The sequence below is a fragment of the Microbacterium sp. Yaish 1 genome (genome assembly GCF_002245215.1).
GTDB lineage: Bacteria > Actinomycetota > Actinomycetes > Actinomycetales > Microbacteriaceae > Microbacterium.
On the sequence record NZ_NPMR01000002.1, the window covers coordinates 234642 to 257806 of the forward strand.

Consider the following 23165-nt stretch of genomic DNA (forward strand, 5'->3'; position numbering starts at 1 on the left):
GAAGGGAGCGGCGGATGAGCACGCGCATCGTGCTGCATGAAGCCGACATCGCCCGGGCCCTGACGAGGATCTCGCACGAGATCCTCGAATCGAACAGGGGACCCGCCGGCCTCGTCATCCTCGGCATCCCGCGGCGGGGCGTTCCCCTCGCCGCTCGCATCGGCTCGCTCCTCGCGGAGATCTCCGGGACCGTCGTTCCGGTCGGAGCACTCGATGTGACGATGTACCGCGACGATCTGCACCGCAATCCGACGCGGGCGCCGCAGCCGACGCAGATCCCGGAGGGCGGCCTCGACGGCAAGGTCGTCGTCCTCGTCGACGACGTGCTGTTCTCCGGACGATCGATCCGCGCGGCCCTCGACGCGCTGCAGGACATCGGCCGCCCCGCGGCCGTCAGACTCGCGACTCTCGTGGACCGCGGCCACCGCGAGCTCCCCATCCGCCCCGACTTCGTCGGCAAGAACCTCCCGAGCGCCCGCGACGAGCGCGTCAACGTGCGTCTGCGCGAGGTCGACGGCGTCGAGGAGGTGACGATCGGCTCATGAGGCACCTGCTCGACACCAAAGACCTGGATCGGCGCGACGCCCTGCGCATCCTCGACGTCGCCGAGGACATGTCCGCTACGCAGCAGCGTGAGGTCCGCAAGCTCCCGACGCTTCGCGGCAAGACCGTCGTGAACCTCTTCTTCGAGGACTCCACGCGCACCCGGATCTCGTTCGAGGCCGCAGCCAAGCGGCTGTCGGCCGACGTCATCAACTTCTCGGCGAAGGGATCGTCGGTGTCCAAGGGCGAGTCGCTCCAGGACACCGCGCAGACGCTGCAGGCGATGGGGGCCGACGCGGTCGTGATCCGGCACGGCGCGTCGGGCGCTCCGCAGACGCTCGCCACCAGCGGCTGGATCAGTGCCGGTGTGGTCAACGCCGGTGACGGCACGCATGCGCATCCGACGCAGGCCCTGCTCGATGCCTTCACCATCCGCAAGCGATTCTTCGGCGCCGCTAGCCGCGGCCGCGACCTCGCGGGTCTCCGGGTGACGGTCGTCGGCGACATCCTGCATTCGCGCGTCGCGCGGTCGAACGTCTGGCTGCTGACGACACTCGGCGCAGAGGTGACCCTCGTCGCGCCGCCGACCCTGGTGCCCCAGGACGTCTCGGCCTGGCCGGTCCGCGTCGCGTACGACCTCGACGAGGCCATTGCAGACGGACCGGACGCGCTGATGATGCTGCGCATCCAGCTCGAGCGCATGAACGCGGCGTATTTCCCGACTGAACGGGAGTATTCGCGCACGTGGGGGCTCGACGCGGCGCGACTCGCGGCGCTTCCGGCCGATAGCATTGTCCTGCACCCCGGCCCGATGAACCGGGGGATGGAGATCTCCGCCGCCGCCGCCGATTCGCCGCGCTCGACCGTGCTCGAGCAGGTGGCGAACGGTGTCTCGGTGCGGATGGCCGTGCTCTACCTGCTGCTCGCGGGCGAGCGCACCGAAGCTGAGGAGGACGGACGATGAGCGAGAGCTTCCTCATCCGCGGAGCGCGCCGGGCCGGCGGCGGCGCCATCGACATGGTGATCGTCGACGGGACCATCGCCGAGGTCGGCACCGGGCTGAGCGCCAGCGGTGCCACCGTCGTCGACGCCGACGGCCTCATCGCCCTGCCGGGACTCGTCGACCTGCACACACACTTGCGCGAGCCGGGCTACGAGGCATCCGAGACGATCCTCACGGGATCGCGCGCGGCGGCGGCGGGTGGGTTCACGACCGTGTTCGCGATGCCCAACACCTCGCCCGTCGCCGACACCGCGGGCGTGGTCGAGCAGGAGCTCGCCCTGGGCGAGGCCGCCGGCTACGTGCACGTGCAGCCGATCGGCGCCGTCACGGTCGGGCAGAAGGGGGAGCGCCTGGCCGAGCTCGGCGCGATGGCGGCCTCGCGCGCGCGGGTCCGCGTCTTCAGCGACGACGGCTTCTGCGTCTTCGACCCGCTCATCATGCGGCGCGCCCTCGAGTACGTGAAGTCGTTCGACGGGGTCGTCGCCCAGCACGCACAGGACCCGCGGCTGACCGAGGGTGCTCAGATGAACGAGGGCAGCGTGTCGGCCGAGCTGGGCCTGGCCGGATGGCCGGCGGTGGCCGAGGAGTCGATCATCGCGCGCGATGTCCTGCTGGCCGAGCATGTCGGCTCGCGTCTGCACGTCTGCCACCTCTCGACGGCCGGTTCGGTCGACATCATCCGGTGGGCGAAGAAGCGCGGCGTGAACGTGACCGCCGAGGTGACGCCCCATCACCTGCTGCTGTCCGAAGAGCTCGTCCGCGGCTACGACGCCCGCTTCAAGGTCAACCCGCCGCTCCGCCGCGACGAGGACGTGCGGGCGGTCCGCGAGGGCCTCGCCGACGGCACGATCGACATCGTCGCGACCGACCACGCCCCGCATCCCGCCGAGGCGAAGAGCTGCGAATGGGCTGCGGCCGCCAACGGCATGGTCGGTCTCGAGTCCGCACTCCGGGTCGTGCAGCAGGCGGTCGTCGACACCGGACTGCTCGATTGGGACGACGTCGCCCGCGTGCTCTCGACGGCTCCCGCTCGGATCGGTCGCCTGGCCGACGCCGGTACGCCGCTCGAGGCGGGCCGTCCCGCCTCGTTCACGCTCTACGATCCGCGCCCGGTCCGCACCTTCACGGATGCCGACCTGCGCGGCCGGAGCGTCAATTCGCCCTATCTCGACCGCGAGCTGCCCGGCGAGGTGCGCTGGACGTTCTTCCGCGGCACGGCGACGGTCGCCGACGGCGACCTGCTCGACCGTCCGGGAGCACGCCCGTGACCCGCGAGGGCGCTCTGCTCGTCATGGTCGCCGTCGCCCTGGCGCTGCTCGCGCTCGGGGTCTGGGCCTGGCGACGACGAACGAGGCGCGACAGCGGCCTCGCGGCACCGGTCGGCGAACTTCCCGCCGACGCCGTGCCGACGGTGACGATCTCGGGACTCTACGTCGCGACGACCCGCCACGACGAGCCGCTCGAGCGCCTCGCCATCCGCGGGCTCGGATTCCGCTCCCGCGTCGACGTCATCGTCGCCGCGGGAGGCGCGGGTGACGGCGTGGCCATCGACCTGACCGGTCAGCCGCGCCTGTTCATCTCCGCAGAACGCATCGTCTCCGTCGATCAGGCGACCGTCGCGATCGACCGTGTCGTCGAGAAGCAGGGCCTCACCCGCCTGAGCTGGCTGATCGACGACGAGACGATCGTCGACAGCTACTTCCGGCCCCAGACCGCATCGGCCCGCGCGCTGGCCGATGCCATCCAGACCATCGTGACCCCCACCCAGACCCCAGGAGGCGACGCGTGACACTGTTCACCCGTGACCCCGCCGTGCTCGTGCTCGAGGACGGATCCCGCCACATCGGCCGCGCCTACGGCGCGCGCGGCACCACCCTCGGAGAAGTCGTCTTCGCGACCGGCATGACTGGCTACCAGGAGACCCTCACCGACCCGTCCTACGCCGGCCAGATCGTGCTGCAGACCGCACCCCACATCGGAAACACCGGCATGAACGGCGAGGACGTCGAGTCGCGCCGCATCTGGGTCGCCGGCTACATCGTGCGCGATCCCTCGCGGGTCGTGTCGAACTGGCGCTCGGAGAACTCGCTCGACGAGTCGCTCGAGCGCGACGGCATCGTCGGCATCAGCGGCATCGACACGCGCGCCGTCACGCGCGTCCTGCGCTCGGCGGGCTCGATGCGCGGCGGCGTCTTCAGCGGCGACGCCGCAGACATCGATCCCGAGGAGCAGCTGCGCATCGTCCGCGAGGCGCCGGAGATGACCGGTCGCAACCTGTCCGCCGAGGTGTCGGTGCCCGCCGCCGAGGTGACCCCGGCGACGGGGGAGCGGCTCGGAAACCTCGCGGTGCTCGACCTCGGCGTCAAGCAGGCCACGGTGAACAACCTCGCAGCCCGCGGGTTCGACGTCCACGTGCTGCCGCAGGACGTCACGCTCGAGCAGCTGCGCGCGATCGACCCGATCGCGGTGTTCTACTCCAACGGTCCGGGCGACCCGGCCGCGAGCGACCACCACGTCGAGCTCCTGCGGGGTGTGCTGGCCGAGAAGCTGCCGTTCTTCGGGATCTGCTTCGGCAACCAGCTCCTCGGCCGCGCCCTCGGCTTCGGCACGTACAAGCTGCCCTTCGGCCACCGCGGCATCAACCAGCCCGTGCTCGACAAGCAGACCGGCCGCGTGGAGATCACCGCCCACAACCACGGCTTCGCCGTCGACGCGCCGATCGAGGGCGTCGTCGACAGCCCCGCCGGCTTCGGCCGCGTCGAGGTGAGCCACGTCGGCCTCAACGACAACGTCGTGGAGGGGCTGCGCGCCCTCGACCTGCCGGCCTTCTCGGTGCAGTACCACCCCGAGGCCGCGGCTGGTCCGCACGACGCCAACTACCTCTTCGACCGCTTCCGCGACCTCGTGATCGCGACCCAGGAGAACAAGAACTGATGCCCAAGCGCGACGATATCCAGAGCGTCCTCGTCATCGGGTCGGGGCCGATCGTCATCGGCCAGGCCTGCGAATTCGACTACTCCGGCACCCAGGCGTGCCGCGTCCTCCGCGAGGAGGGCGTCCGCGTCATCCTCGTCAACTCGAACCCGGCGACGATCATGACCGATCCCGACTTCGCCGACGCGACGTACATTGAGCCGATCACGTGGCAGGTCATCGAGACGATCATCGCCAAGGAGCGCCCCGACGCGATCCTGCCGACCCTCGGCGGCCAGACCGCCCTGAACGCGGCGATCGACCTGCACAAGCACGGCATCCTCGAGAAGTACGACATCGAGCTGATCGGCGCGAACTTCGAGGCGATCAACAAGGGCGAGGATCGGCAGATCTTCAAGCAGCTCGTCATCGACTCGGGAGCGGATGTCGCCGACAGCCGCATCTGCCACACGATGGACGAGGTGCTCGCGGGGGCCGCCGAGCTCGGCTACCCCCTCGTCGTGCGCCCCTCCTTCACGATGGGCGGGCTCGGCTCGGGCTTCGCGTACGACGAGGAGGATCTGCGGCGCATCGCGGGAGCGGGCCTGCGCGACTCGCCGACGACCGAGGTCCTGCTCGAGGAGTCGATCCTCGGGTGGAAGGAGTACGAGCTCGAGCTCATGCGCGACTCGGCCGACAACACCGTGGTCGTCTGCTCGATCGAGAACGTCGACCCGGTCGGCGTCCACACCGGCGACTCCATCACAGTGGCCCCGGCGCTCACGCTGACCGACCGCGAGTACCAGAAGATGCGCGACATCGGCATCGACATCATCCGCGCCGTCGGCGTCGACACCGGCGGCTGCAACATCCAGTTCGCGGTCGACCCGCAGACGGGGCGCATCATCGTCATCGAGATGAACCCGCGCGTGTCGCGTTCGTCGGCACTGGCGTCGAAGGCGACCGGATTCCCGATCGCGAAGATCGCCGCGAAGCTCGCGATCGGCTACCGCCTCGACGAGATCCCGAACGACATCACGAAGGTCACCCCGGCGAGCTTCGAGCCGACGCTCGACTACGTCGTGGTCAAGGTGCCGCGCTTCAACTTCGAGAAGTTCCCGGCCGCCGACACGACTCTCACGACGACCATGAAGTCGGTGGGCGAGGCGATGGCGATCGGGCGCAACTACGCCACGGCGCTTCAGAAGGCGCTTCGCTCGCTCGAGAAGCGGGGATCGAGCTTCCATTGGGGCGACGAGGAGCGCTCGGTGGACGAGCTGCTCGAGATCGCGAAGACCCCGACCGACGGCCGGATCGTGGTCCTGCAGCAGGCGATGCGCAAGGGCGCCACGATCGAGCAGGCCTTCGAAGCCACCGCGATCGACCCGTGGTTCCTCGACCAGATCGAGCTCATCAACGAGGTCGCAGCCTTCGTGGCCGACGCCGGCGAGCTCGACGAGCACGTCATCCGCACGGCGAAGGACCACGGGTTCAGCGACGCGCAGATCGCGCAGCTCCGCGGGATCACCGAAGAAGAGGTGCGCGGCGTGCGCCACGGCCTCGGCCTGCGGCCGGTCTTCAAGACGGTCGACACCTGCGCCGGCGAATTCCCCGCGCTCACGCCGTACCACTACTCGTCCTACGACACCGAGACCGAGGTCACCCCCTCGGACCGCACGAAGGTCGTCATCATCGGTTCGGGCCCCAACCGCATCGGGCAGGGCGTCGAGTTCGACTACTCGTGCGTCCACGCGAGCTTCGCGCTGTCGGATGCCGGCTACGAGACGATCATGGTCAACTGCAACCCCGAGACGGTCTCGACCGACTACGACACGAGCGATCGGCTCTACTTCGAGCCGCTGACGCTCGAGGACGTCCTCGAGGTGCTGCACGCCGAGTCGCAGTCGGGCACGATCCTCGGCGTCATCTGCCAGCTCGGCGGTCAGACGCCGCTCGGGCTCGCGAAGGGCATCGAGGCCGCCGGGTACAGCATCCTGGGCACCCAGCCCGCGGCCATTGACCTGGCGGAGGAGCGCGAGCTCTTCTCGCGTCTGCTCGACGACGCCGGTCTCGTGGCTCCGCGCAACGGCACCGCGATCGACGTCGAGGGGGCCGTCGAGGTCGCCGAGTCGATCGGCTACCCCGTCCTGGTCCGCCCGAGCTTCGTCCTCGGTGGCCGTGGCATGGAGATCGTCTACGACACCGAGAGCCTGCGCGACTACTTCGTGCGCGTCGCCGACCAGGCGATCATCGGGCCCGGCCTGCCGCTGCTGGTCGACCGGTTCCTCGACGACGCCGTGGAGCTCGACGTCGACGCCCTGTTCGACGGCGAGGAGCTCTACATCGGCGGCGTGATGGAGCACCTCGAGGAGGCCGGCATCCACTCCGGCGACTCGAGCTGCACCCTGCCCCCGATGTCGCTCGGGCGCACCGAGATCGACCGGGTGCGCGAGGCTACTCTCGCGATCGCCCGCGGTGTCGGCGTGCGCGGTCTGCTGAACGTGCAGTTCGCCGTCTCGGCGGGCGTGCTCTACGTCATCGAGGCGAACCCGCGTGCGAGCCGCACCGTGCCGTTCGTGTCGAAGGCGCTCGGCATCCCTCTCGCCAAGGCTGCCTCGCGGATCATGGCAGGGTCGTCGATCGACGAGCTGAAGGCCGAAGGGCTCCTGCCCGCCGAGGACGGCTCGCGGGTCCCGCTCGATGCGCCGGTCGCGGTGAAGGAGGCTGTGCTCCCCTTCAAGCGCTTCCGCACGGCGGACGGCCGGACCGTCGACTCGGTCCTCGGACCCGAGATGCGCTCCACGGGCGAGGTCATGGGAATGGACCGCGACTTCCCGACGGCGTTCGCCAAGAGCCAGGCGGCCGCCTACGGCGGTATGCCGACCTCGGGCACCGTGTTCCTGTCGGTCGCCGACGACGACAAGCGCGCCGTGATCCTGCCGGCCCACCGGCTCCAGGAACTCGGCTTCCGTCTGATCGCGACGGAGGGGACCGCCGAGATCCTCGCCCGCAACGGCATCCGCGTCGAGGTCGTCGGCAAGTACTCCGAGACGCAGGGATCGGGCGAGCGCAACGTCGTCGACCTCATCAACGCCGGCGAGATCGACATGGTCGTGAACACGCCCTCGGGCGGCGTGGCACGAGCAGACGGGTACGAGATCCGCGCCGCGGCCGTGGCGGGCGACCGTGCCCTGTTCACCACGATGGCCGTTCTCGGTGCCGCCGTCAGCGCGCTGCCCGTGCTCCGGGAGGGCTTCGAGGTCAAGAGCCTGCAGGACTACGCCCTCGAGCGGGCGGGGCGCCGGTGACCGCATTCGGGGAGCGCCTGTCGGGCGCGCTCGAGACGTACGGGCCGCTCTGCGTCGGCATCGACCCGCATGCCGCACTGCTCGCGGACTGGGGCCTCGCGGCCTCAGCCGCGGGCGTGCGCGAGTTCGGCCTGCGCGTGGTCGAGGCCGCGGGCGGGCGTGTGGGCATCGTCAAGCCGCAGGTCGCCTTCTTCGAACGCTACGGATCGGGGGGATTCGCCGCGCTCGAGGAGGTGCAGCGCGCCGCGCGCGACGCTGGCCTCATCGTCATCGCGGATGCGAAGCGCGGCGACATCGGCAGCACGATGGACGGCTATGCCGCGGCGTGGCTCGAGCCGGGCGCCCCGCTGGAGGCGGATGCCGTCACGGTGAGCCCGTACCTCGGCCCGGGGTCCCTCCGCGGCACGATCACCGCCGCCGCCCGCACCGGCAAGGGCGTCTTCGTCCTCGCTGCGACCAGCAACCCCGAGGCATTCGGGCTGCAGTCCGCGGAGGTCACCGCGGTCGACGCTCGGCGCGGCCAGACGGTCGCGGACTGGGTGGCGTCCGGGGTCGGCTGGGCGAACCGCGCCGCGGCGCAGGGCGGCGGACTCGGGCACGTGGGCCTCGTCGTCGGGGCGACCGTCGATCGGGGCGACCTCGGTCTGAGTGATGAGTCGCTCCGCGGGGCCCCGATCCTCGCGCCGGGTTTCGGTGCGCAGGGTGTCGCGCTGGGGGACGCGCGTTCGGTGTTCGGGTCGCTCGCGGCCCAGGTGATCGCGAGCGCCAGTCGCAGCGTGCTCGCCGCCGGTCCCGACGGGATCGTCTCGGCCATCGAGGCGCATCGGCGGGAGCTGGCCGAGGCAGAGGAGGAAACCCGTGGCTGATCGTCCCCACCCGCCCGAGGTCGACCGCGCCGCCGCGTCGCGCCGTGCGGTCGAAGCGCGGCGCGAGCGGGCGGCGCTGAAGAAGGATGTCGCGATGCGCGTGATCTCGCCTCAGGAGCTCCTGCGGCGCGCTCTCGCCGACCCCGAGTCGCCGGCCGGCGCGATGCGGGTGACCGACTTCCTCACCGCGATCCCGGCGATCGGAGAGAACAAGCGCGACCGCATCCTCGCGGATCTCGACATCTCGCCCGTGAAGCGCCTCGGTGGGCTGGGCTCGCGCCAGCGGCTCGCGCTGCAGCACTTCCTGGATGCCCGCCTGCCCGAGCCGCAGCCGCGCGCCGGCCGGTCGCGGCTGCTCGTGCTCGCCGGCCCCACTGCGGTCGGCAAGGGAACGGTCGCCGCGCACATCCGCGACAACCATCCCGAGATCATGCTGTCGGTGTCGGCGACCACCCGGGCCCCCCGGCCGGGGGAGGTCGACGGCGAGCACTACTACTTCGTCGACGACGCCGAGTTCGACCGGCTCATCGCCGAGGGCGAGCTGCTCGAGTGGGCCACGGTGCACAACCGCCACCGGTACGGCACGCCGAAGGCGCCCATCGAGGCGGCGCTGGCGGCGGGGCGCACGGTGCTGCTGGAGATCGACCTGCAGGGAGCCCGTCAGGTGCGCGCGGCCGCGCCGGACGCGACCCTGGTCTTCCTCCTGCCGCCGAGCTGGGACGAACTGGTCGACCGGCTGGTCGGCCGGGGAACCGAGGACGCCGAGGAACGCGCCCGTCGCCTCCGCACTGCGCGCGTCGAGCTCGCCTCGCAGGGCGAGTTCGACTACCGCGTCGTCAACGACACCGTGGCGCGTGCGGCCGACGAGGTCGCCGCGCTGGCCGACTGATCGCGTAGACTGGGGGGATGCCTGCGCCTGCGGCGCGGCAGCAGACTCTCCACCGACATCGATCCCGGAAGGATCCGCCATGGCCGGAAGCAACGAAGGCATCATCGACCCGCCCATCGACGCCCTGCTCGACAAGGTCGACTCGAAGTACCAGCTGGTCATCTACGCGTCCAAGCGTGCGCGCCAGATCAACGACTACTACTCCGACCTTCACGAGGGCAACCTGTTCGACAACGTCGGCCCGCTCGTCGACTCGTCGGTCGAGGACAAGCCGCTGACGATCGCGATGCACGAGATCCACGAGGACAAGCTGCGCCTGCGTTCGCTCGACTGATCCGGCGGTAGACCCGTCACATTTCTGCCCGCGGCAGCCGGATGTCGGCCGCCGCGGGCAGAATCGTCTCCGTCCCGATCCCGCCCCGTTCCGTCCCACAGGGAGCCCCGATGAGCCAGCTGCGCCTGTTCACGTCCGAGTCCGTCACCGAGGGGCACCCCGACAAGATCTGCGACCAGATCTCCGACAGTATCCTCGACGCCCTGCTGACGGTCGACCCCGGCTCGCGCGTCGCGGTCGAGACCCTCGTGACGACCGGCCTCGTGCACGTCGCCGGCGAGGTGCGCACCGACGGCTACGCCGACATCCCCGGCATCGTGCGCGGCGTCGTCAACCGCATCGGCTACACCTCGAGCGAGACCGGGTTCGACGGCGACTCGTGCGGCGTGACGGTTTCGATCGGAGAGCAGTCCTCCGATATCGCCGCCGGTGTCGACAGCGCCCTGGAGCACCGTGAGCAGGGATCGGTCGACCCGACCGACGCGCTGGGCGCGGGCGATCAGGGCATCATGTTCGGCTACGCCACCAACGAGACGCCGCAGCTGATGCCGATGGCCATCTGGACGGCCCACCGCATCGCCGAGCGCCTGACGTCGGCCCGTCGCACCGGTGCACTGCCGTTCCTCCGTCCCGACGGCAAGACGCAGGTGACGCTCGGCTACGAGGGGGCCGTGCCTCGAACGGTCGAGACCGTGGTCCTCTCGACGCAGCATCAGCCCGACATCTCCCTGCCCGCGTTGCGCGCCGCCGTGCAAGCAGAGGTCATCGAGCCCGTCCTCGCGGAGACCGGCCTCGATGTCTCGGACGTCGAGTACGTCATCAACCCCGCCGGCCCGTTCGTCGTCGGCGGGCCGAAGGGCGACGCGGGCCTGACCGGTCGCAAGATCATCATCGACACCTACGGCGGCGCCGCTCGGCACGGGGGCGGCGCTTTCAGCGGCAAGGACCCGTCGAAGGTCGACCGCTCCGCCGCCTACGCGATGCGCTGGGTCGCGAAGAACGCCGTCGCCGCGGGGCTGGCGGACCGCCTCGAGGTTCAGGTCGCGTATGCGATCGGGCGCGCCGCTCCCGTCGGGCTTTACGTCGAGTCGTTCGGCACGGGCCACGTCGCCGACGAGGTGATCTCGGCGGCGATCCGCGACGTGTTCGATCTGCGACCGCAGGCGATCATCGATCGTCTCGATCTGCTGCGGCCGATCTACGCGAAGACCGCCGCCTACGGCCACTTCGGCCGGGAGCTGCCCGAGTTCACGTGGGAGCGCACCGACCGCGTCGAGGAGTTGCGCGCCGCCGCGGGCCTGTGAGCGACGCGCCCCGGCGGGTCGCCCGAGTGCTCATCGACTCGCCGCTGCCGCAGCTCGACCGCCTGTTCGACTACGTCGTCCCCGACGCCCTCCGCGACGCCGCGGTGCCCGGTGTGCGGGTGAAGGTGCCGCTTCGCACCGTCGGGCGCACCGTCGAGGGCTATCTCGTCGAGCTCGGCGACGAGACCGACGGCGACCGTCCCCTGTCGGAGCTCGAGGAGGTCGTGTCGCCCGTCGAGGTGCTGCCGCAGCGGCTCTACGCCCACGCGCGCCGGGTGGCCGACCGGGCAGCGGGGTCGGCGAGCGACGTCCTGCGGCTGGTGATCCCGAAGCGGATGGTGCGGGCCGAGAAGGCCTGGGCCACCGCCGGGCCGCCCGAGGCCCCCGCCGTGAGCGCCGACGCCCTCGCCTGGGCGCGGGAGACGGCCACGGCGTATCCCGAACTCGAGAACGCGGTCGCGGGCGGCGAGCGCGTGGCCGTCGACGCGCCACCGCGCCCGGCCGAGGACGTCCCGGCGTGGGCCGAGCTGCTGGCCGCGCTGGCCGTGCTCACGCTCGCGCAGGGCAGGAGCGCGATCGTCGTGGTTCCCGATCACCGCGACGAGGCCCACGTCCTGGCCGTCCTCGCGCGCCGCGTGGACGACGCCGCGGTGGTGCGCGACGATGCCCGGCGATCCGGTCCGGAGCGTTACGCCGGATATCTGCGTCTGCTGGCCGCCGTGCCGTGCATCGTGGTGGGCAATCGGTCGAGCGTGTATGCGCCCGCCCACGATGTCGGCGCGGTCCTCCTGTGGGACGACGGCGATCCGCTGCTCGCGGAGCCGCTGAGCCCGGGTGTGCACGCGCGCGACGCCGCGCTCGTCCGGCAGGAGCTCCAGGCCTGCGCGCTGGTCTTCGTCGGTCTGACGCGCACGACCGACGTCGAGCGTCTCGTGGCACTCGGGTGGGTGCGCGAGATCCCGGCCCGCCGTCGCGAGAGTCCCCGGGTCGTGCTGTCGGCGACGCGTGAGGGCGAGTCGCGGGGCACGCGGGTCCCGTCGGCCGCGTTCGCCGCGGCGCGCGAGGCGCTGACGCACGGCCCCGTTCTGGTGCAGGTCGCCCGCCCCGGGTACGCCCCGGTGCTGGTGTGCGCCGACTGCCGCACGCCGGCGCGCTGCGCGCAGTGCGCCGGGCCCCTGCGCGCCCGTCGCCCGGGTGCCGTGCCCGAGTGCGCCTGGTGCGGACGAGCCGCTCCCGCGTGGTCCTGCTCCTCCTGCGCGTCCCACCGCCTGCGTATGGCGTCGTCGGGGAGCGAGCGCACGGCCGACGAGCTCGGACGCGCCTTCCCGAACACCCGCGTGATCGTCTCCGACGGCGAGCACCAGGTCACCCACGTCGATGCGAGACCCGCCCTCGTGATCGCGACGCGCGGCGCGGAGCCCTTCGCCGCAGGCGGGTACCGCGCCGTCATCCTGCTCGACGGCGATCGGATGCTGATGACCGAGCAGCTGCGGATCGCCGAGGCGTGTCTGCGCTGGTGGTCGGATGCCGCGGCTCTCGCCGCGCCCGGCGCCCCCGTGCACCTCGTCGGTGTGGCCGGCCCCGCTGCGCGCGCGCTCGCGACGTGGACGCAGCCGGCGTATGCCCGAGCGGAGCTCGCCGAGCGGGCCCCGCTCCACATGCCGCCGACCGTCCGCGTCGCGGCGGTGGAAGGAACCGCGGCAGCCGTCTCGGAAGCGATCGCCCAGCTGCGGGCCGATGTGCCGGCGCTGACCGAGACCTCGGTCCTCGGCCCCGTGCCGCGTGAGGACTCGGTCCGCGCGCTCGTGCGTTTCGAGTACGCGCTGGGGCGCGCGGTGGCCGAGTCGCTTCGGGCGTCGGTCGTCGCTGCGGCGCTGCGCGGGCGGCGTCGGCGCGGGGCGCCGCCGGGACCGCGCAATACACTCAGAGTACGTCTCGACGTGCCCGATCTCGATCTGTGAGGAGCGCCATGCGCATCGTCTTCGCCGGGACCCCGGAACCCGCCCTGCCATCGCTCCGACGGCTAGCCGCGTCGCGGCACGAGATCGTCGGCGTCGTCACGCGCCGCGATGCGCCGCTCGGGCGCAAGCGCGTGCTCACCCCCTCTCCGGTGGCCGCCCTCGCCGCGGAGCTCGGGCTCCCGGTCCTGAAGACCGACCGCCTCGATGCGGCGGCGACAGAGACGATCACCTCGTGGAGCGCCGACCTGGGCGTCATCGTCGCGTACGGCGGGCTCGTGCGCGAGCCGCTCCTGTCGGCACCGCGGCACGGGTGGATCAACCTGCACTTCTCGCTGCTGCCGGCATGGCGGGGGGCGGCGCCCGTGCAGCATTCGCTCATCGCGGGGGACCGGATCACCGGCGTCAGCGTTTTCCAGCTCGTCCCCGAGCTCGACGCGGGCGATGTCTTCGCGCAGACCCGCCACCCGGTGGATCGCGGAGCCACCGCCGGTGACCTCCTCGCAGGGCTTGCCGACCTCGGCGCGGACACCCTCTCGGATGTCGTCGACGCGATAGCCGACGGCACCGCGATCGCCGTCCCGCAGACGGGCGAGCCGACCCTGGCGCCCAAGCTCACGCTCGCCGACGGACTCCTCGATTTCGCACTGCCCGCCGACACAGTGCTCGACCGCTTCCGCGGCACGACGCCCGAGCCCGGCGCGCACACCACCGTCGTCGGTCAGCGGCTGAAGGTGCTCGCGGCGCGGCGTGGACCGGATGCCTCGCTCGCACCTCGCGAGATCCGCCTCGTCGGTAAAGAGGTGCTCGTCGGAACCGCCGACGGAACGATCTCGCTCCTGTCGGTGCAGCCCGCGGGCCGCGGCGCGATGCCGGCTCCCGACTGGTGGCGAGGGCAGCGCGCCGACAGTGTCGAGGCGGGATCGTGAACCCCGCGCGTCGCGTCGCGTTCGACGTGCTGCGCGCGGTGGCCGACTCCGACGCGTACGCGAACCTCCTCTTGCCGCAGGAGCTCCGGCGGGCGGGACTCAGCCCCGCCGACGCCGGGCTCGCCACCGAGCTGACGTACGGCACCCTGCGCCGCCAGGGCACCTATGACGCGATCATCGAGCAGGCCTCGGGGCGCTCCATCGACACGATCGATCCGCCCGTGCGCGACGCGCTGCGCCTCGGCGTCCACCAGCTGCTGTCGACGCGGGTCGCCTCTCACGCCGCGGTGAACGAGAGCGTCGAGCTCGTCCGGCGCGCGGGGGCGGCGAACGCGGCCGGCTTCGCCAACGCGGTCCTGCGGCGCATCGCCCGGGACAACCCGGGGGACTGGCTGCAGCGGGTGGACGCGGGAGCTCGATCCGACGATGAGCGGCTCGGCCTGCGCTTCTCCCACCCGGTGTGGGTCATTCGAGCGTTTCGTCGGGCCCTCGCGGCCGAGGGGCGTGCGGAGGAACTCGACGAGCTGCTGGCGGCAGACAACGTCTCGCCGAGTGTCACCATGACCGCGCTACCGGGCCTCGCCGACATTCCCGCCGACCGGGCCCGGACTCCGTACTCGCCGCTCGGTTTCCGCCTCGACGGCGGTGATCCCGAGCCATTGGTACGTCGCGCGGAGGGACGCGTCCGCGTCCAGGACGAAGGCTCCCAGCTCGCCGCGCTCGCCCTGTCGCGCGCGTTCCCGGTCCGGGCAGGCGAGCGCTGGCTGGATCTGTGTGCCGCTCCCGGCGGGAAGACGGCGGTCCTCGCCGCGGAGGCCCTCGCGGGAGGGGCCACGCTCGAGGCGAACGAGATCTCGTCCGCGCGTGCGCGCCTCGTCCGCTCCTCCGTCGCCGGCGTCCCCCTCGAGGTTCCCGTGTCGGAGGAGGACGGTCGCGAGCGTGCCGGCCGAGGCGGTTACGACCGCATCCTCGTCGATGCACCGTGCACGGGACTCGGCGCGCTCCGCCGCCGGCCCGAGGCACGCTGGCGCAAAGCCCCGGCCGACGTGCCGGATCTCAGCGCGCTGCAGCGCGAGCTGCTCGGCGCCGCCGTCGACGCACTCGCCCCGGGCGGGATCGTGGCCTACGTGACCTGTTCCCCCCACCTCGCCGAGACCGCCGTGGTCGTCGCCGATGTCCGGGCTGCCCACCCCGACCTGCGCGAGCTCGATGCCCGCGAGGTCATCCGGGCGGTCAGCCGCGGGGACATCGACCTGCCCGACCAGCAGGACGGGTCGGGCCGCGCTCAGCTGTGGCCGCACCGGCACGGCACCGATGCGATGTCCATCACGCTCCTGCAGAAGCCGTGACCGGCGATAATGGGGGCGTGAGCGACGCCGACCCCCTGCGCATCAACCCCAGCATCCTGGCCGCCGACTTCGTGAACATGCAGGCCGAGCTCGGCCGCATCCGGTCGGCCGACTTCGTGCACGTCGATGTCATGGACAACCACTTCGTCCCGAACCTGACGTTCGGGCCGCAGATGGTCGAGCGGATCCAAGCCACGAGTCCCGTCCCCCTCGACGTCCACCTGATGATCTCGGACGTCGACCGCTGGGGTCCCGGCTACGCCGAGCTCGGGGCCGCGAGCGTGACCTTCCATCTCGAGGCCGCCACCGACCCCGTCGCGCTCGCTCGCCGGCTGCGCTCGATCGGCTCACGCGCCGGTGTCGCCGTCAAGCCCGCAACGCCCGTCGAGGGGCTCTTCGACGTCCTCGACGAGTTCGACCAGATCCTCGTCATGACGGTCGAACCGGGTTTCGGGGGCCAGAGCTTCATGGCCGACCAGATGCCGAAGCTCCGCCGGCTCGCCGACGAAGCGCGCCGGCGCGGTTCTTCCGTCTGGCTGCAGGTCGACGGCGGGATCTCCGAGTCGACGATCGCGCAGGCGGCCGAGGCCGGAGCCGACACGTTCGTGGCCGGCTCGGCGGTGTTCGGCGCCGATGATCCGGATGCCGCGATCGCGAGCCTCCGCGATCGGGCGCTGCGGGCGCACCGGCACTGATCCGTCGCCCGCCGCGGTCGGATCGCCCGTCGCGGGCCGGTACCCTGGCTAGGTGAAGACGTTCGACGCGCTGTTCGCAGAGCTGACCTCTATCGCCGAGACCCGGCCCGAGGGCTCGGGCACCGTCGCGCAGCTCGACCGCGGTGTGCACGCCATCGGCAAGAAGATCGTCGAAGAGGCCGCCGAGGTCTGGATGGCGGCCGAGTACCAGTCCGATGCCGAGACGGCCGAGGAGATCTCGCAGCTGCTCTACCACCTGCAGGTGCTCATGATCAGCAAGGGTCTGAGCCCCGAAGACGTCTACCGACATCTCTGAGCGACGCCCCGCCCTCCCGCTCCGAGACAGAAAGACTCCCATGCTGCGCATCGCCGTCCCCAACAAGGGATCGCTCGCCGAGACCGCTGCCGAGATGCTGGCCGAGGCCGGCTACACCGGACGCCGCGACTCGAAGGACCTCCACGTCATCGACCCCGTCAACGAGGTCGAGTTCTTCTACCTGCGTCCGAAGGACATCGCCACCTACGTCGGCTCGGGTGCCCTCGACGTCGGCATCACCGGCCGCGACCTGCTGCTCGACGCCCGCATGCCGGGCGCGCGCGAGATCGAGCGGCTCGGCTTCGCCGGTTCGACCTTCCGCTTCGCCGCCCCGACCGGCACGTTCACCGACGTCGCCGAGCTCGCGGGCAAGCGCATCGCCACGTCGTACCCCGGGCTCGTCGACGCGTTCCTCGACGAGCGCGGGATCGCCGTCGACCTCGTGCCGCTCGACGGTGCCGTGGAGTCGGCGGTCCGCCTCGGCGTCGCCGACGCCGTCGCCGATGTCGTCGAGACCGGCACGACCCTTCGTCAGGCCGGGCTCGAGGTGTTCGGCCCCGAGATCCTCCGTTCCGAGGCCGTCCTCATCGCCGGTCCCCACGACGCCGACGGCACCGAGCGCCTGCTCCGCCGGCTCCGCGGCGTGCTCGTGGCGCGGCGCTACGTGCTGGTGGACTACGACCTGCCGGCCGCCCTCGTCGACGAGGCCGTCGCGATCGCCGGCGGCATCGAGTCGCCCACGATCTCGCCGCTGCGCGACCCCGAGTGGGTGGCGGTCCGGGTGATGGTGCCGCGCGCGAGCGTGAACACCACGATGGACGAGCTCTACGCGATCGGTGCCCGAGCGATCCTCGTCACCGCGATCCACAACGCGAGGCTCTGACATGACGCTGGCACGCCGCGTCATCCCGTGCCTCGACGTCGCCGCGGGGCGCGTGGTCAAGGGAGTCAACTTCGAGAATCTGCGCGACATGGGCGATCCGGTCGAGCTCGCCCGGCTGTACTTCGAGCAGGGCGCCGACGAGCTGACCTTCCTCGACGTCACCGCGACCGTCGATGGTCGTGCCACGACCTACGACGTCGTCCGGCGCACGGCGGAGCAGGTGTTCATCCCCCTCACCGTCGGGGGCGGCGTGCGCTCGGTCGATGACGTCGCGCGGCTGCTCTCGGTCGGTGCCGACAAGGTCGGCGTCAACTCGGCGGCCATCGCCCGCCCCGACCTCATCGGCGAGATCGCCGACCGTTTCGGCGCGCAGGTCCTCGTGCTCTCGCTCGACGTCAAGCGCGCTCCGGGCACCGAGTCGGGATTCGTCGTCACGACCCATGGCGGGCGCACCGCGACCGCGATCGACGCCCTCGCGTGGGCGCGCGAGGCGATCGAGCGCGGTGCGGGGGAGCTGCTCGTCAACTCGATCGATGCCGACGGCACCAAGGACGGGTTCGACCTCGAGCTCATCTCGCTGATGCGCGAGGCGTCGTCCGTTCCCGTGATCGCCTCGGGCGGCGCCGGAGCGACCGAGCACTTCGTCCCGGCCATCGAGGCGGGCGCGGATGCCGTGCTCGCGGCATCCGTGTTCCACTCGGGCCAGCTCGCGATCGGCGACGTGAAGGATGCGCTGACCGCTCAGGGCATCGAGGTGCGGCGATGACCGAGAGCATCGACGAACGCATCGCGCGGGTCTCGTTCGACGCGAACGGGCTCGTCGCCGCGATCGTCCAGCAGCACGACACGCGCGAGGTCCTCATGCTGGCGTGGATGGATGCCGAGGCGCTGCGCCGCACGCTCACGAGCGGGCGCGTGACGTTCTGGTCGCGCTCGCGCCAGGAGTACTGGCGCAAGGGCGATACCTCCGGCCACATCCAGCTCGTCCGCGGGGCGCGGCTCGACTGCGACGGCGACGCCGTGCTCCTGCTCGTCGAGCAGGTCGGCGCGGCATGCCACACCGGCGCCCGCACGTGCTTCGACGCGGACGACCTCGACCCGGTCGTCGCGGTGCCATGACCCGCCGGTCCCGGATGCTCGCGGTCCTCGCGGCCGTCGTCGGCGGCGGCCTCGCGGTCATCGGCGCGACCCAGCCCTGGCTCGAGGCGACGCTGCGCGACGGCGCTCAGGCGGTCCTGCCGGTGCCGGGCACCGAGGCTCTCCCGCTCGTCACCCCGCTGGGGCTCGCGGCGCTGGCCCTCGGTCTGGCCCTCTCGATCGTCGGGACGGTGCTCCGTTACATCTTCGGCGTCATCGGCGTGCTCATCGGCGCTGCGCTCCTCGCCGAGTCGCTGCGTATCGCTCTCACCGCGCCGCCGGAAGCCGTGGTGGGCGTCGTCGCCGACGCGACCGGACTCGCGGGGGTCGAGGCGGTCGGGACGCTCGTGTCGGCCATTGCCGTCACCGCCTGGCCGTGGATCACCGCGGTCGGTGCGGCCGCCGTGTGCGCGGGGGGCGTGCTCACCCTCGTGACGGCTCGCTCGTGGCGCAGCACGGCGCGACGCTACCGCACCGACCCCGCGGCCGAGGCCCGGCGTCCCGGCGGGTCGCGTCCGCATGACTCCCACGATCCGATCGATTCCTGGGACGACCTCAGCCGTGGGTCCGATCCGACCGCCTGAGCCCCGGTAGACTGACCTCAGCCCGAGAAATCCCGCGAAGGAGAACAATGAGCAACATCGGCGACCCCGGCCACGGACACTCCCCGGCGGCGTGGACCGCTGTGGTGATCATGCTCCTGGCGTTCGCGCTGGGCACCCTGTTCTTCTGGCTCGACATGCCGGTGCTCGTCTGGGCCTCCGCGGGTCTCCTCGTCGTCGGCCTGATCGTGGGCTGGGCCATGGCGAAGGCCGGCTACGGCGCCTACGGCGACAAGTACACCCCGAAAGCGCACTGACGTGCTGGCCGGTCTCACGGCCGGCGCCGTCGAGGATGCCGAGGCCCGTGCGGCCGAGCGACCCCTCGCCGTCGTCGAGCGCGACGCGCTCGCTCAGGCTCCGGCCCGGGACGCCCTCGCGGCGCTCGCGCCGGCCGAGCGGGTCAAGATCATCGCCGAGGTCAAGCGCGCGAGCCCCTCGCGGGGCGATCTCGCCGCGATCCCGGATCCCGCCCTCCAAGCGGCGCGTTACCAGGAGGGCGGCGCTTCCGTCATCTCGGTGCTGACCGAGGGCCGCCGCTTCAAGGGGAGCCTGGCCGACCTCGAGGCCGTTCGCGCCGAGGTGTCGATCCCCGTTCTCCGCAAGGACTTCATCGCAGGCGCCTATCAGGTGTTCGAAGCGCGGGCCGCCGGCGCAGACCTCGTACTCCTCATCGTCGCCGCGCTCGAGCAGCCGGTGCTGGCCGAGCTCCACGAGCTCGTGCTCGAACTCGGCATGACGCCGCTGGTCGAGACCCACTCGCTCGACGAGGTGCATCGTGCCGCCGACATCGGAGCGCGTCTGGTCGGCGTCAACGCGCGCAACCTGTCGACGTTCGAGCTCGATCGCGATCTCTTCGGCCGGCTCGTGGAGCACCTTCCGGCTGACGCCGTGAAGATCGCGGAGTCGGCTGTCCTCACCCCCGACGACGTGGCCCACTACCGTCGCGCGGGTGCCGACGCCGTTCTGATCGGCGAGGCGCTCGTGACCAACGATCCGGTGACCACCCTGCACGCATTTCTGGAGGCCGGCGCGTGAGCCTGCGAGAACAGCACGGTCCCTTCTTCGGCGAGTTCGGCGGGCGGTTCATGCCCGAATCCCTCATCGCCGCGATCGACGAGCTGACGGCGGTGTACGAGTCGGCGATGGCCGACCCCGAGTTCGCTGCCGAGCTGGCGCGCACCCTCGCGACGTACGCGGGTCGTCCTTCCGCCCTGACGGAGGTTCCCCGCTTCGCCGAGCACGCGGGGGGCGCGCGAGTGTTCCTCAAGCGCGAGGACCTCAACCACACGGGCTCGCACAAGATCAACAACGTCATCGGCCAGGCGATGCTGACCAAGCGTCTCGGCAAGACCCGCGTCATCGCCGAGACCGGAGCCGGTCAGCACGGTGTCGCGACGGCGACGGCAGCAGCCCTGTTCGGCTTCGACTGCACGATCTACATGGGCGAGGTCGACACCGAACGGCAGGCCCTCAATGTCGCGCGCATGCGCCTGCTCGGCGCCGAGGTCGTGCCGGTCACGACGGGGTCGCGCACGCTCAAGGATGCGATCAACGAGGCATACCGCGACTGGGTCGCCTCGGTCGAGACCACCAACTACATCTTCGGCACGGCGGCGGGGCCGCATCCGTTCCCCGCGATGGTGCGCGATTTTCAGAAGATCATCTCGGAAGAGGCCCGCGAGCAGCTCCTTGCCGAGACCGGGCGGCTTCCGGATGCCGTCGTCGCGTGCGTCGGCGGCGGCTCGAACGCGATCGGCATGTTCGACGCGTTCCTCGACGACGAGGGCGTCGCGCTCTACGGCGTCGAGGCCGCGGGTGACGGAGTCGACACCGAGCGCCACGCCGCGTCGATCGGACGGGGGCGCCCCGGCGTCCTGCACGGGGCGAAGACATTCGTGCTGCAGGACGAGGACGGCCAGACGGTCGAGTCGCACTCGATCTCCGCGGGACTCGACTATCCGGGCGTCGGACCCGAGCACGCCTGGCTGGCGTCGATCGGTCGTGCGTCGTACATCCCGGCGACCGACACGGAGGCGATGGAGGCCCTGCGGCTGCTGAGCCGCACCGAGGGCATCATCCCCGCGATCGAGTCTGCTCACGCTCTGGCCGGTGCCCTGCGGATCGGCCGCGAGCTCGGTCCCGACGCCATCATCGCCGTGAACCTCTCCGGCCGGGGCGATAAGGACATGGACACCGCGGCGCGCTGGTTCGAGCTGTACGACGACGGCGCGGAGCCGGTGGTCGAGCCCGCTCACGACGAAGCCGCATCGGGCGAGGGAGTGGAACTGTGACCTCCCGCGTCGCCGCTGCCATCGACGCCGCACACGCCGAGGGTCGTGGTGCGTTCGTCGGCTACCTCCCGCTGGGCTTCCCCGATCTCGAGACGAGCATCGAGGCGGCCGTCGCACTGGCCGAGTCCGGCGCCGACGTGCTCGAGCTCGGCCCCCCGTACTCCGATCCCGTGATGGACGGCGTCGTCATCCAGGAGGCGACCCAGGTGGCCCTGGCCGCGGGCTTCCGCCTGCGCGACACCTTCAGCGCGGTCCGAGCGATCGCGGCGCGCGTCGACATCCCGATCCTCGTGATGACGTACTGGAACCCCGTGCTCCAGTACGGCGTCGACCGTTTCGCGGACGACCTCGCCGCCGCCGGCGGCGCCGGTCTGATCACACCGGACATCACCCCGGACGCCGCACCCGAGTGGCTCGCGGCATCCGAGCGCACGGGTCTGGACCGCGTCTTCCTCGCCGCTCCCACGTCGACGGACGAGCGACTGCGGATGATCGTCGAGGCCTCGACCGGGTTCGTGTACACGGTCTCGACGATGGGCATCACGGGGGAGCGGACCGAACTCGACGCGGCCGCCCGGACCCTGGTCGGCCGACTCCGCGAACTCGGCGCGGTGCATGCCTGCGTCGGCATCGGCATCTCCACGCCCGATCAGGTCGCGGGAGTCGTCGACTACGCCGACGGCGCGATCGTCGGAACCGCGCTCGTGCGCGCTCTGCGCGACGGGGGAGTCGCGGGGCTCGCCGACACCGCGCGCGCACTCGCGGCGGGCACCGCCCGCGAGCGCGTCTAGACTTTTCCGGTCGCACGACCGCCGAATTCCGAGGGACGATCCGATGATCCACGCCGCACACACGCTCGTCGCGAGCATCCCGAGTCCGTCGGTGAGCTACATCGACCTGGGCCCGCTGCGCATCCACTTCTACGCCCTGTGCATCATCGCCGGCATCATCGTCGCGACCCTGATGACCAACCACCGCCTCACGCGGCGCGGCGCGGAGCCGTGGGTCGTCATCGACATCGCGCTGCTGGCCGTGCCGCTCGCGTTGGTGGGCGCGCGGGCGTTCCACGTGCTCACGCACCCGGGGTTCTACTTCGGTCCCGACAAGAACCCGTGGGCCGTGCTGTTCATCTGGGAGGGTGGCATCGCCATCTTCGGCGCCCTCATCGGCGGCGCGGTGGGCGCCTACCTCGGCTGCAAATGGACCGGCATCCGGTTCTGGAGCTTCGCCGACGCGCTGGCTCCGGGCATCCTGCTGGCGCAGGCCATGGGACGCTTCGGCAACTGGTTCAACCAGGAGCTCTTCGGGCTCCCCACCGACCTGCCGTGGGGCCTCGAGATCGATCGATCCAACCCCGCGTTCCCCGCCGGGCTGGCACCCGACACCCTCTTCCACCCCACCTTCCTCTACGAGGTGATCTGGAACGGCCTGGGCGTGCTCGTGCTGCTCTGGGTCGGCCGCAAGACCTGGGCGCAGTGGGGCAAGCTCTTCGGTCTGTACCTCGTCTGGTACGGCGCGGGCCGTATCGTCTGGGAGTCGATCCGCATCGATCCGAGCGAGATCATCCTCGGCCTCCGCACGAACGTCTGGGCGGCGATCTTCGCCGTCATCGTCGGAATCGTGATCATCGTGGTCCAGACACGCCGCCACACCGGCGACGAGCCTTCGCCTTATCAGCCCGGTCGCGAGTGGGTGGCTCCGAGCGCGCTACAATCGCAGAGCACCGAAGACTTCGTGGATCTGAGCGCACCCCCGACGCCCGAAGCTCACGCAGACAGCGCCACAAGCGCAGTCACCTCGAAGCAGTAGTTCCCCAGGGCCGACGTCGTCCCGGTTTCAGCACCA

Annotated in this window: 24 protein-coding genes; all 24 read left to right on the plus strand. The window is 71.4% G+C overall.

All coding sequences use genetic code 11. From position 1 onward, the window contains the following. Positions 1 to 14: 14 nt before the first annotated feature. The 24 genes from pyrR to lgt all read left to right on the plus strand — a co-directional run bounded on the left by pyrR (position 15) and on the right by lgt (position 23129). Positions 15 to 545 (plus strand): bifunctional pyr operon transcriptional regulator/uracil phosphoribosyltransferase PyrR, encoded by a 531-nt coding sequence (gene pyrR / locus CI089_RS10130; RefSeq protein ID WP_094261483.1) that lies wholly within the window; start codon positions 15 to 17, stop codon positions 543 to 545. After that, a complete protein-coding gene (locus CI089_RS10135; RefSeq protein WP_094261484.1) occupies positions 542 to 1507 on the plus strand; it encodes an aspartate carbamoyltransferase catalytic subunit in 966 nt (321 codons plus the stop codon). The genes pyrR and CI089_RS10135 overlap by 4 nt, the downstream gene beginning before the upstream one ends. Next, positions 1504 to 2814, plus strand: a complete 1311-nt coding sequence (locus tag CI089_RS10140; protein ID WP_094261485.1) for a dihydroorotase — start codon at positions 1504 to 1506, stop codon at positions 2812 to 2814. Before CI089_RS10135 ends, CI089_RS10140 begins: the two co-directional genes overlap by 4 nt. Then, positions 2811 to 3335, plus strand: coding sequence for a PH-like domain-containing protein (locus CI089_RS10145; protein ID WP_094261486.1), 525 nt, complete (start codon positions 2811 to 2813; stop codon positions 3333 to 3335). Before CI089_RS10140 ends, CI089_RS10145 begins: the two co-directional genes overlap by 4 nt. Continuing rightward, positions 3332 to 4480, plus strand: coding sequence for a glutamine-hydrolyzing carbamoyl-phosphate synthase small subunit (gene carA / locus CI089_RS10150; RefSeq protein ID WP_370877309.1), 1149 nt, complete (start codon positions 3332 to 3334; stop codon positions 4478 to 4480). The genes CI089_RS10145 and carA overlap by 4 nt, the downstream gene beginning before the upstream one ends. Beyond that, positions 4480 to 7767, plus strand: a complete 3288-nt coding sequence (gene carB / locus CI089_RS10155; RefSeq protein ID WP_094261487.1) for a carbamoyl-phosphate synthase large subunit — start codon at positions 4480 to 4482, stop codon at positions 7765 to 7767. Before carA ends, carB begins: the two co-directional genes overlap by 1 nt. Then, a complete protein-coding gene (gene pyrF, locus CI089_RS10160) occupies positions 7764 to 8633 on the plus strand; it encodes an orotidine-5'-phosphate decarboxylase (RefSeq protein WP_094261488.1) in 870 nt (289 codons plus the stop codon). Before carB ends, pyrF begins: the two co-directional genes overlap by 4 nt. After that, positions 8626 to 9522 (plus strand): guanylate kinase, encoded by an 897-nt coding sequence (gmk, locus tag CI089_RS10165; RefSeq protein WP_094261489.1) that lies wholly within the window; start codon positions 8626 to 8628, stop codon positions 9520 to 9522. The genes pyrF and gmk overlap by 8 nt, the downstream gene beginning before the upstream one ends. 79 nt (positions 9523 to 9601) lie before the next feature. Further along, a complete protein-coding gene (gene rpoZ / locus CI089_RS10170) occupies positions 9602 to 9856 on the plus strand; it encodes a DNA-directed RNA polymerase subunit omega (RefSeq protein WP_023950606.1) in 255 nt (84 codons plus the stop codon). Between the two features lie 110 nt (positions 9857 to 9966). Continuing rightward, positions 9967 to 11160, plus strand: a complete 1194-nt coding sequence (metK, locus tag CI089_RS10175; RefSeq protein WP_094261490.1) for a methionine adenosyltransferase — start codon at positions 9967 to 9969, stop codon at positions 11158 to 11160. Beyond that, positions 11157 to 13121 (plus strand): hypothetical protein, encoded by a 1965-nt coding sequence (locus CI089_RS10180; protein ID WP_094261491.1) that lies wholly within the window; start codon positions 11157 to 11159, stop codon positions 13119 to 13121. The genes metK and CI089_RS10180 overlap by 4 nt, the downstream gene beginning before the upstream one ends. A gap of 8 nt (positions 13122 to 13129) precedes the next feature. After that, complete coding sequence (gene fmt, locus CI089_RS10185; RefSeq protein ID WP_094261492.1) at positions 13130 to 14047, plus strand: methionyl-tRNA formyltransferase; 918 nt, start codon at positions 13130 to 13132, stop codon at positions 14045 to 14047. Further along, on the plus strand, positions 14044 to 15396 hold the full coding sequence (locus CI089_RS10190; RefSeq protein ID WP_094261493.1) for an RsmB/NOP family class I SAM-dependent RNA methyltransferase: 1353 nt from the start codon (positions 14044 to 14046) through the stop codon (positions 15394 to 15396). The genes fmt and CI089_RS10190 overlap by 4 nt, the downstream gene beginning before the upstream one ends. Before the next feature lie 17 nt (positions 15397 to 15413). Next, entirely contained in the window at positions 15414 to 16091 is a 678-nt protein-coding gene (rpe, locus tag CI089_RS10195; RefSeq protein WP_094261494.1) for a ribulose-phosphate 3-epimerase, read from the plus strand. Positions 16092 to 16143: 52 nt separating this feature from the next. After that, positions 16144 to 16407, plus strand: a complete 264-nt coding sequence (locus tag CI089_RS10200; protein WP_023950618.1) for a phosphoribosyl-ATP diphosphatase — start codon at positions 16144 to 16146, stop codon at positions 16405 to 16407. Positions 16408 to 16447: 40 nt separating this feature from the next. Next, positions 16448 to 17290 (plus strand): ATP phosphoribosyltransferase, encoded by an 843-nt coding sequence (hisG, locus tag CI089_RS10205; RefSeq protein WP_094261495.1) that lies wholly within the window; start codon positions 16448 to 16450, stop codon positions 17288 to 17290. A 1-nt stretch (position 17291) separates the two neighbouring features. Then, the gene (gene hisF / locus CI089_RS10210) at positions 17292 to 18056 is read left to right on the plus strand and encodes an imidazole glycerol phosphate synthase subunit HisF (RefSeq protein ID WP_094261496.1); all 765 of its coding nucleotides are present in this window, start codon (positions 17292 to 17294) and stop codon (positions 18054 to 18056) included. Then, the gene (gene hisI, locus CI089_RS10215) at positions 18053 to 18409 is read left to right on the plus strand and encodes a phosphoribosyl-AMP cyclohydrolase (RefSeq protein ID WP_094261497.1); all 357 of its coding nucleotides are present in this window, start codon (positions 18053 to 18055) and stop codon (positions 18407 to 18409) included. Before hisF ends, hisI begins: the two co-directional genes overlap by 4 nt. After that, positions 18406 to 19011 carry a Trp biosynthesis-associated membrane protein gene (locus CI089_RS10220; protein WP_094261498.1) on the plus strand — a complete coding sequence of 202 codons (606 nt, stop codon included), beginning with the start codon at positions 18406 to 18408 and terminating at the stop codon, positions 19009 to 19011. The genes hisI and CI089_RS10220 overlap by 4 nt, the downstream gene beginning before the upstream one ends. A gap of 47 nt (positions 19012 to 19058) precedes the next feature. Then, on the plus strand, positions 19059 to 19286 hold the full coding sequence (locus CI089_RS10225; protein WP_023950623.1) for a DUF6704 family protein: 228 nt from the start codon (positions 19059 to 19061) through the stop codon (positions 19284 to 19286). A 1-nt stretch (position 19287) separates the two neighbouring features. Continuing rightward, positions 19288 to 20064: an indole-3-glycerol phosphate synthase TrpC gene (trpC, locus tag CI089_RS10230; protein WP_094261499.1), complete on the plus strand. Its 777-nt coding sequence runs from the start codon at positions 19288 to 19290 to the stop codon at positions 20062 to 20064. Then, positions 20061 to 21320 carry a tryptophan synthase subunit beta gene (gene trpB, locus CI089_RS10235; protein WP_094261500.1) on the plus strand — a complete coding sequence of 420 codons (1260 nt, stop codon included), beginning with the start codon at positions 20061 to 20063 and terminating at the stop codon, positions 21318 to 21320. Before trpC ends, trpB begins: the two co-directional genes overlap by 4 nt. Then, entirely contained in the window at positions 21317 to 22111 is a 795-nt protein-coding gene (trpA, locus tag CI089_RS10240) for a tryptophan synthase subunit alpha (protein WP_094261501.1), read from the plus strand. Before trpB ends, trpA begins: the two co-directional genes overlap by 4 nt. A 43-nt stretch (positions 22112 to 22154) precedes the next feature. Next, positions 22155 to 23129, plus strand: a complete 975-nt coding sequence (gene lgt / locus CI089_RS10245) for a prolipoprotein diacylglyceryl transferase (RefSeq protein ID WP_094261502.1) — start codon at positions 22155 to 22157, stop codon at positions 23127 to 23129. Positions 23130 to 23165 lie beyond the last annotated feature (36 nt).

Excerpts from the sequence above, each read along its gene's own strand:
- CI089_RS10135 (WP_094261484.1), top strand. The coding sequence starts at position 542 with ATGAGGCACCTGCTCGACACCAAAGACCTGGATCGGCGCGACGCCCTG.
- lgt (WP_094261502.1), top strand. The coding sequence starts at position 22,155 with ATGATCCACGCCGCACACACGCTCGTCGCGAGCATCCCGAGTCCGTCG.
- hisG (WP_094261495.1), top strand. The coding sequence starts at position 16,448 with ATGCTGCGCATCGCCGTCCCCAACAAGGGATCGCTCGCCGAGACCGCT.
- CI089_RS10220 (WP_094261498.1), top strand. The coding sequence starts at position 18,406 with ATGACCCGCCGGTCCCGGATGCTCGCGGTCCTCGCGGCCGTCGTCGGC.
- pyrR (WP_094261483.1), top strand. The coding sequence starts at position 15 with ATGAGCACGCGCATCGTGCTGCATGAAGCCGACATCGCCCGGGCCCTG.
- fmt (WP_094261492.1), top strand. The coding sequence starts at position 13,130 with ATGCGCATCGTCTTCGCCGGGACCCCGGAACCCGCCCTGCCATCGCTC.
- metK (WP_094261490.1), top strand. The coding sequence starts at position 9,967 with ATGAGCCAGCTGCGCCTGTTCACGTCCGAGTCCGTCACCGAGGGGCAC.
- CI089_RS10140 (WP_094261485.1), top strand. The coding sequence starts at position 1,504 with ATGAGCGAGAGCTTCCTCATCCGCGGAGCGCGCCGGGCCGGCGGCGGC.
- carB (WP_094261487.1), top strand. The coding sequence starts at position 4,480 with ATGCCCAAGCGCGACGATATCCAGAGCGTCCTCGTCATCGGGTCGGGG.
- hisI (WP_094261497.1), top strand. The coding sequence starts at position 18,053 with ATGACCGAGAGCATCGACGAACGCATCGCGCGGGTCTCGTTCGACGCG.
- hisF (WP_094261496.1), top strand. The coding sequence starts at position 17,292 with ATGACGCTGGCACGCCGCGTCATCCCGTGCCTCGACGTCGCCGCGGGG.
- CI089_RS10225 (WP_023950623.1), top strand. The coding sequence starts at position 19,059 with ATGAGCAACATCGGCGACCCCGGCCACGGACACTCCCCGGCGGCGTGG.
- rpoZ (WP_023950606.1), top strand. The coding sequence starts at position 9,602 with ATGGCCGGAAGCAACGAAGGCATCATCGACCCGCCCATCGACGCCCTG.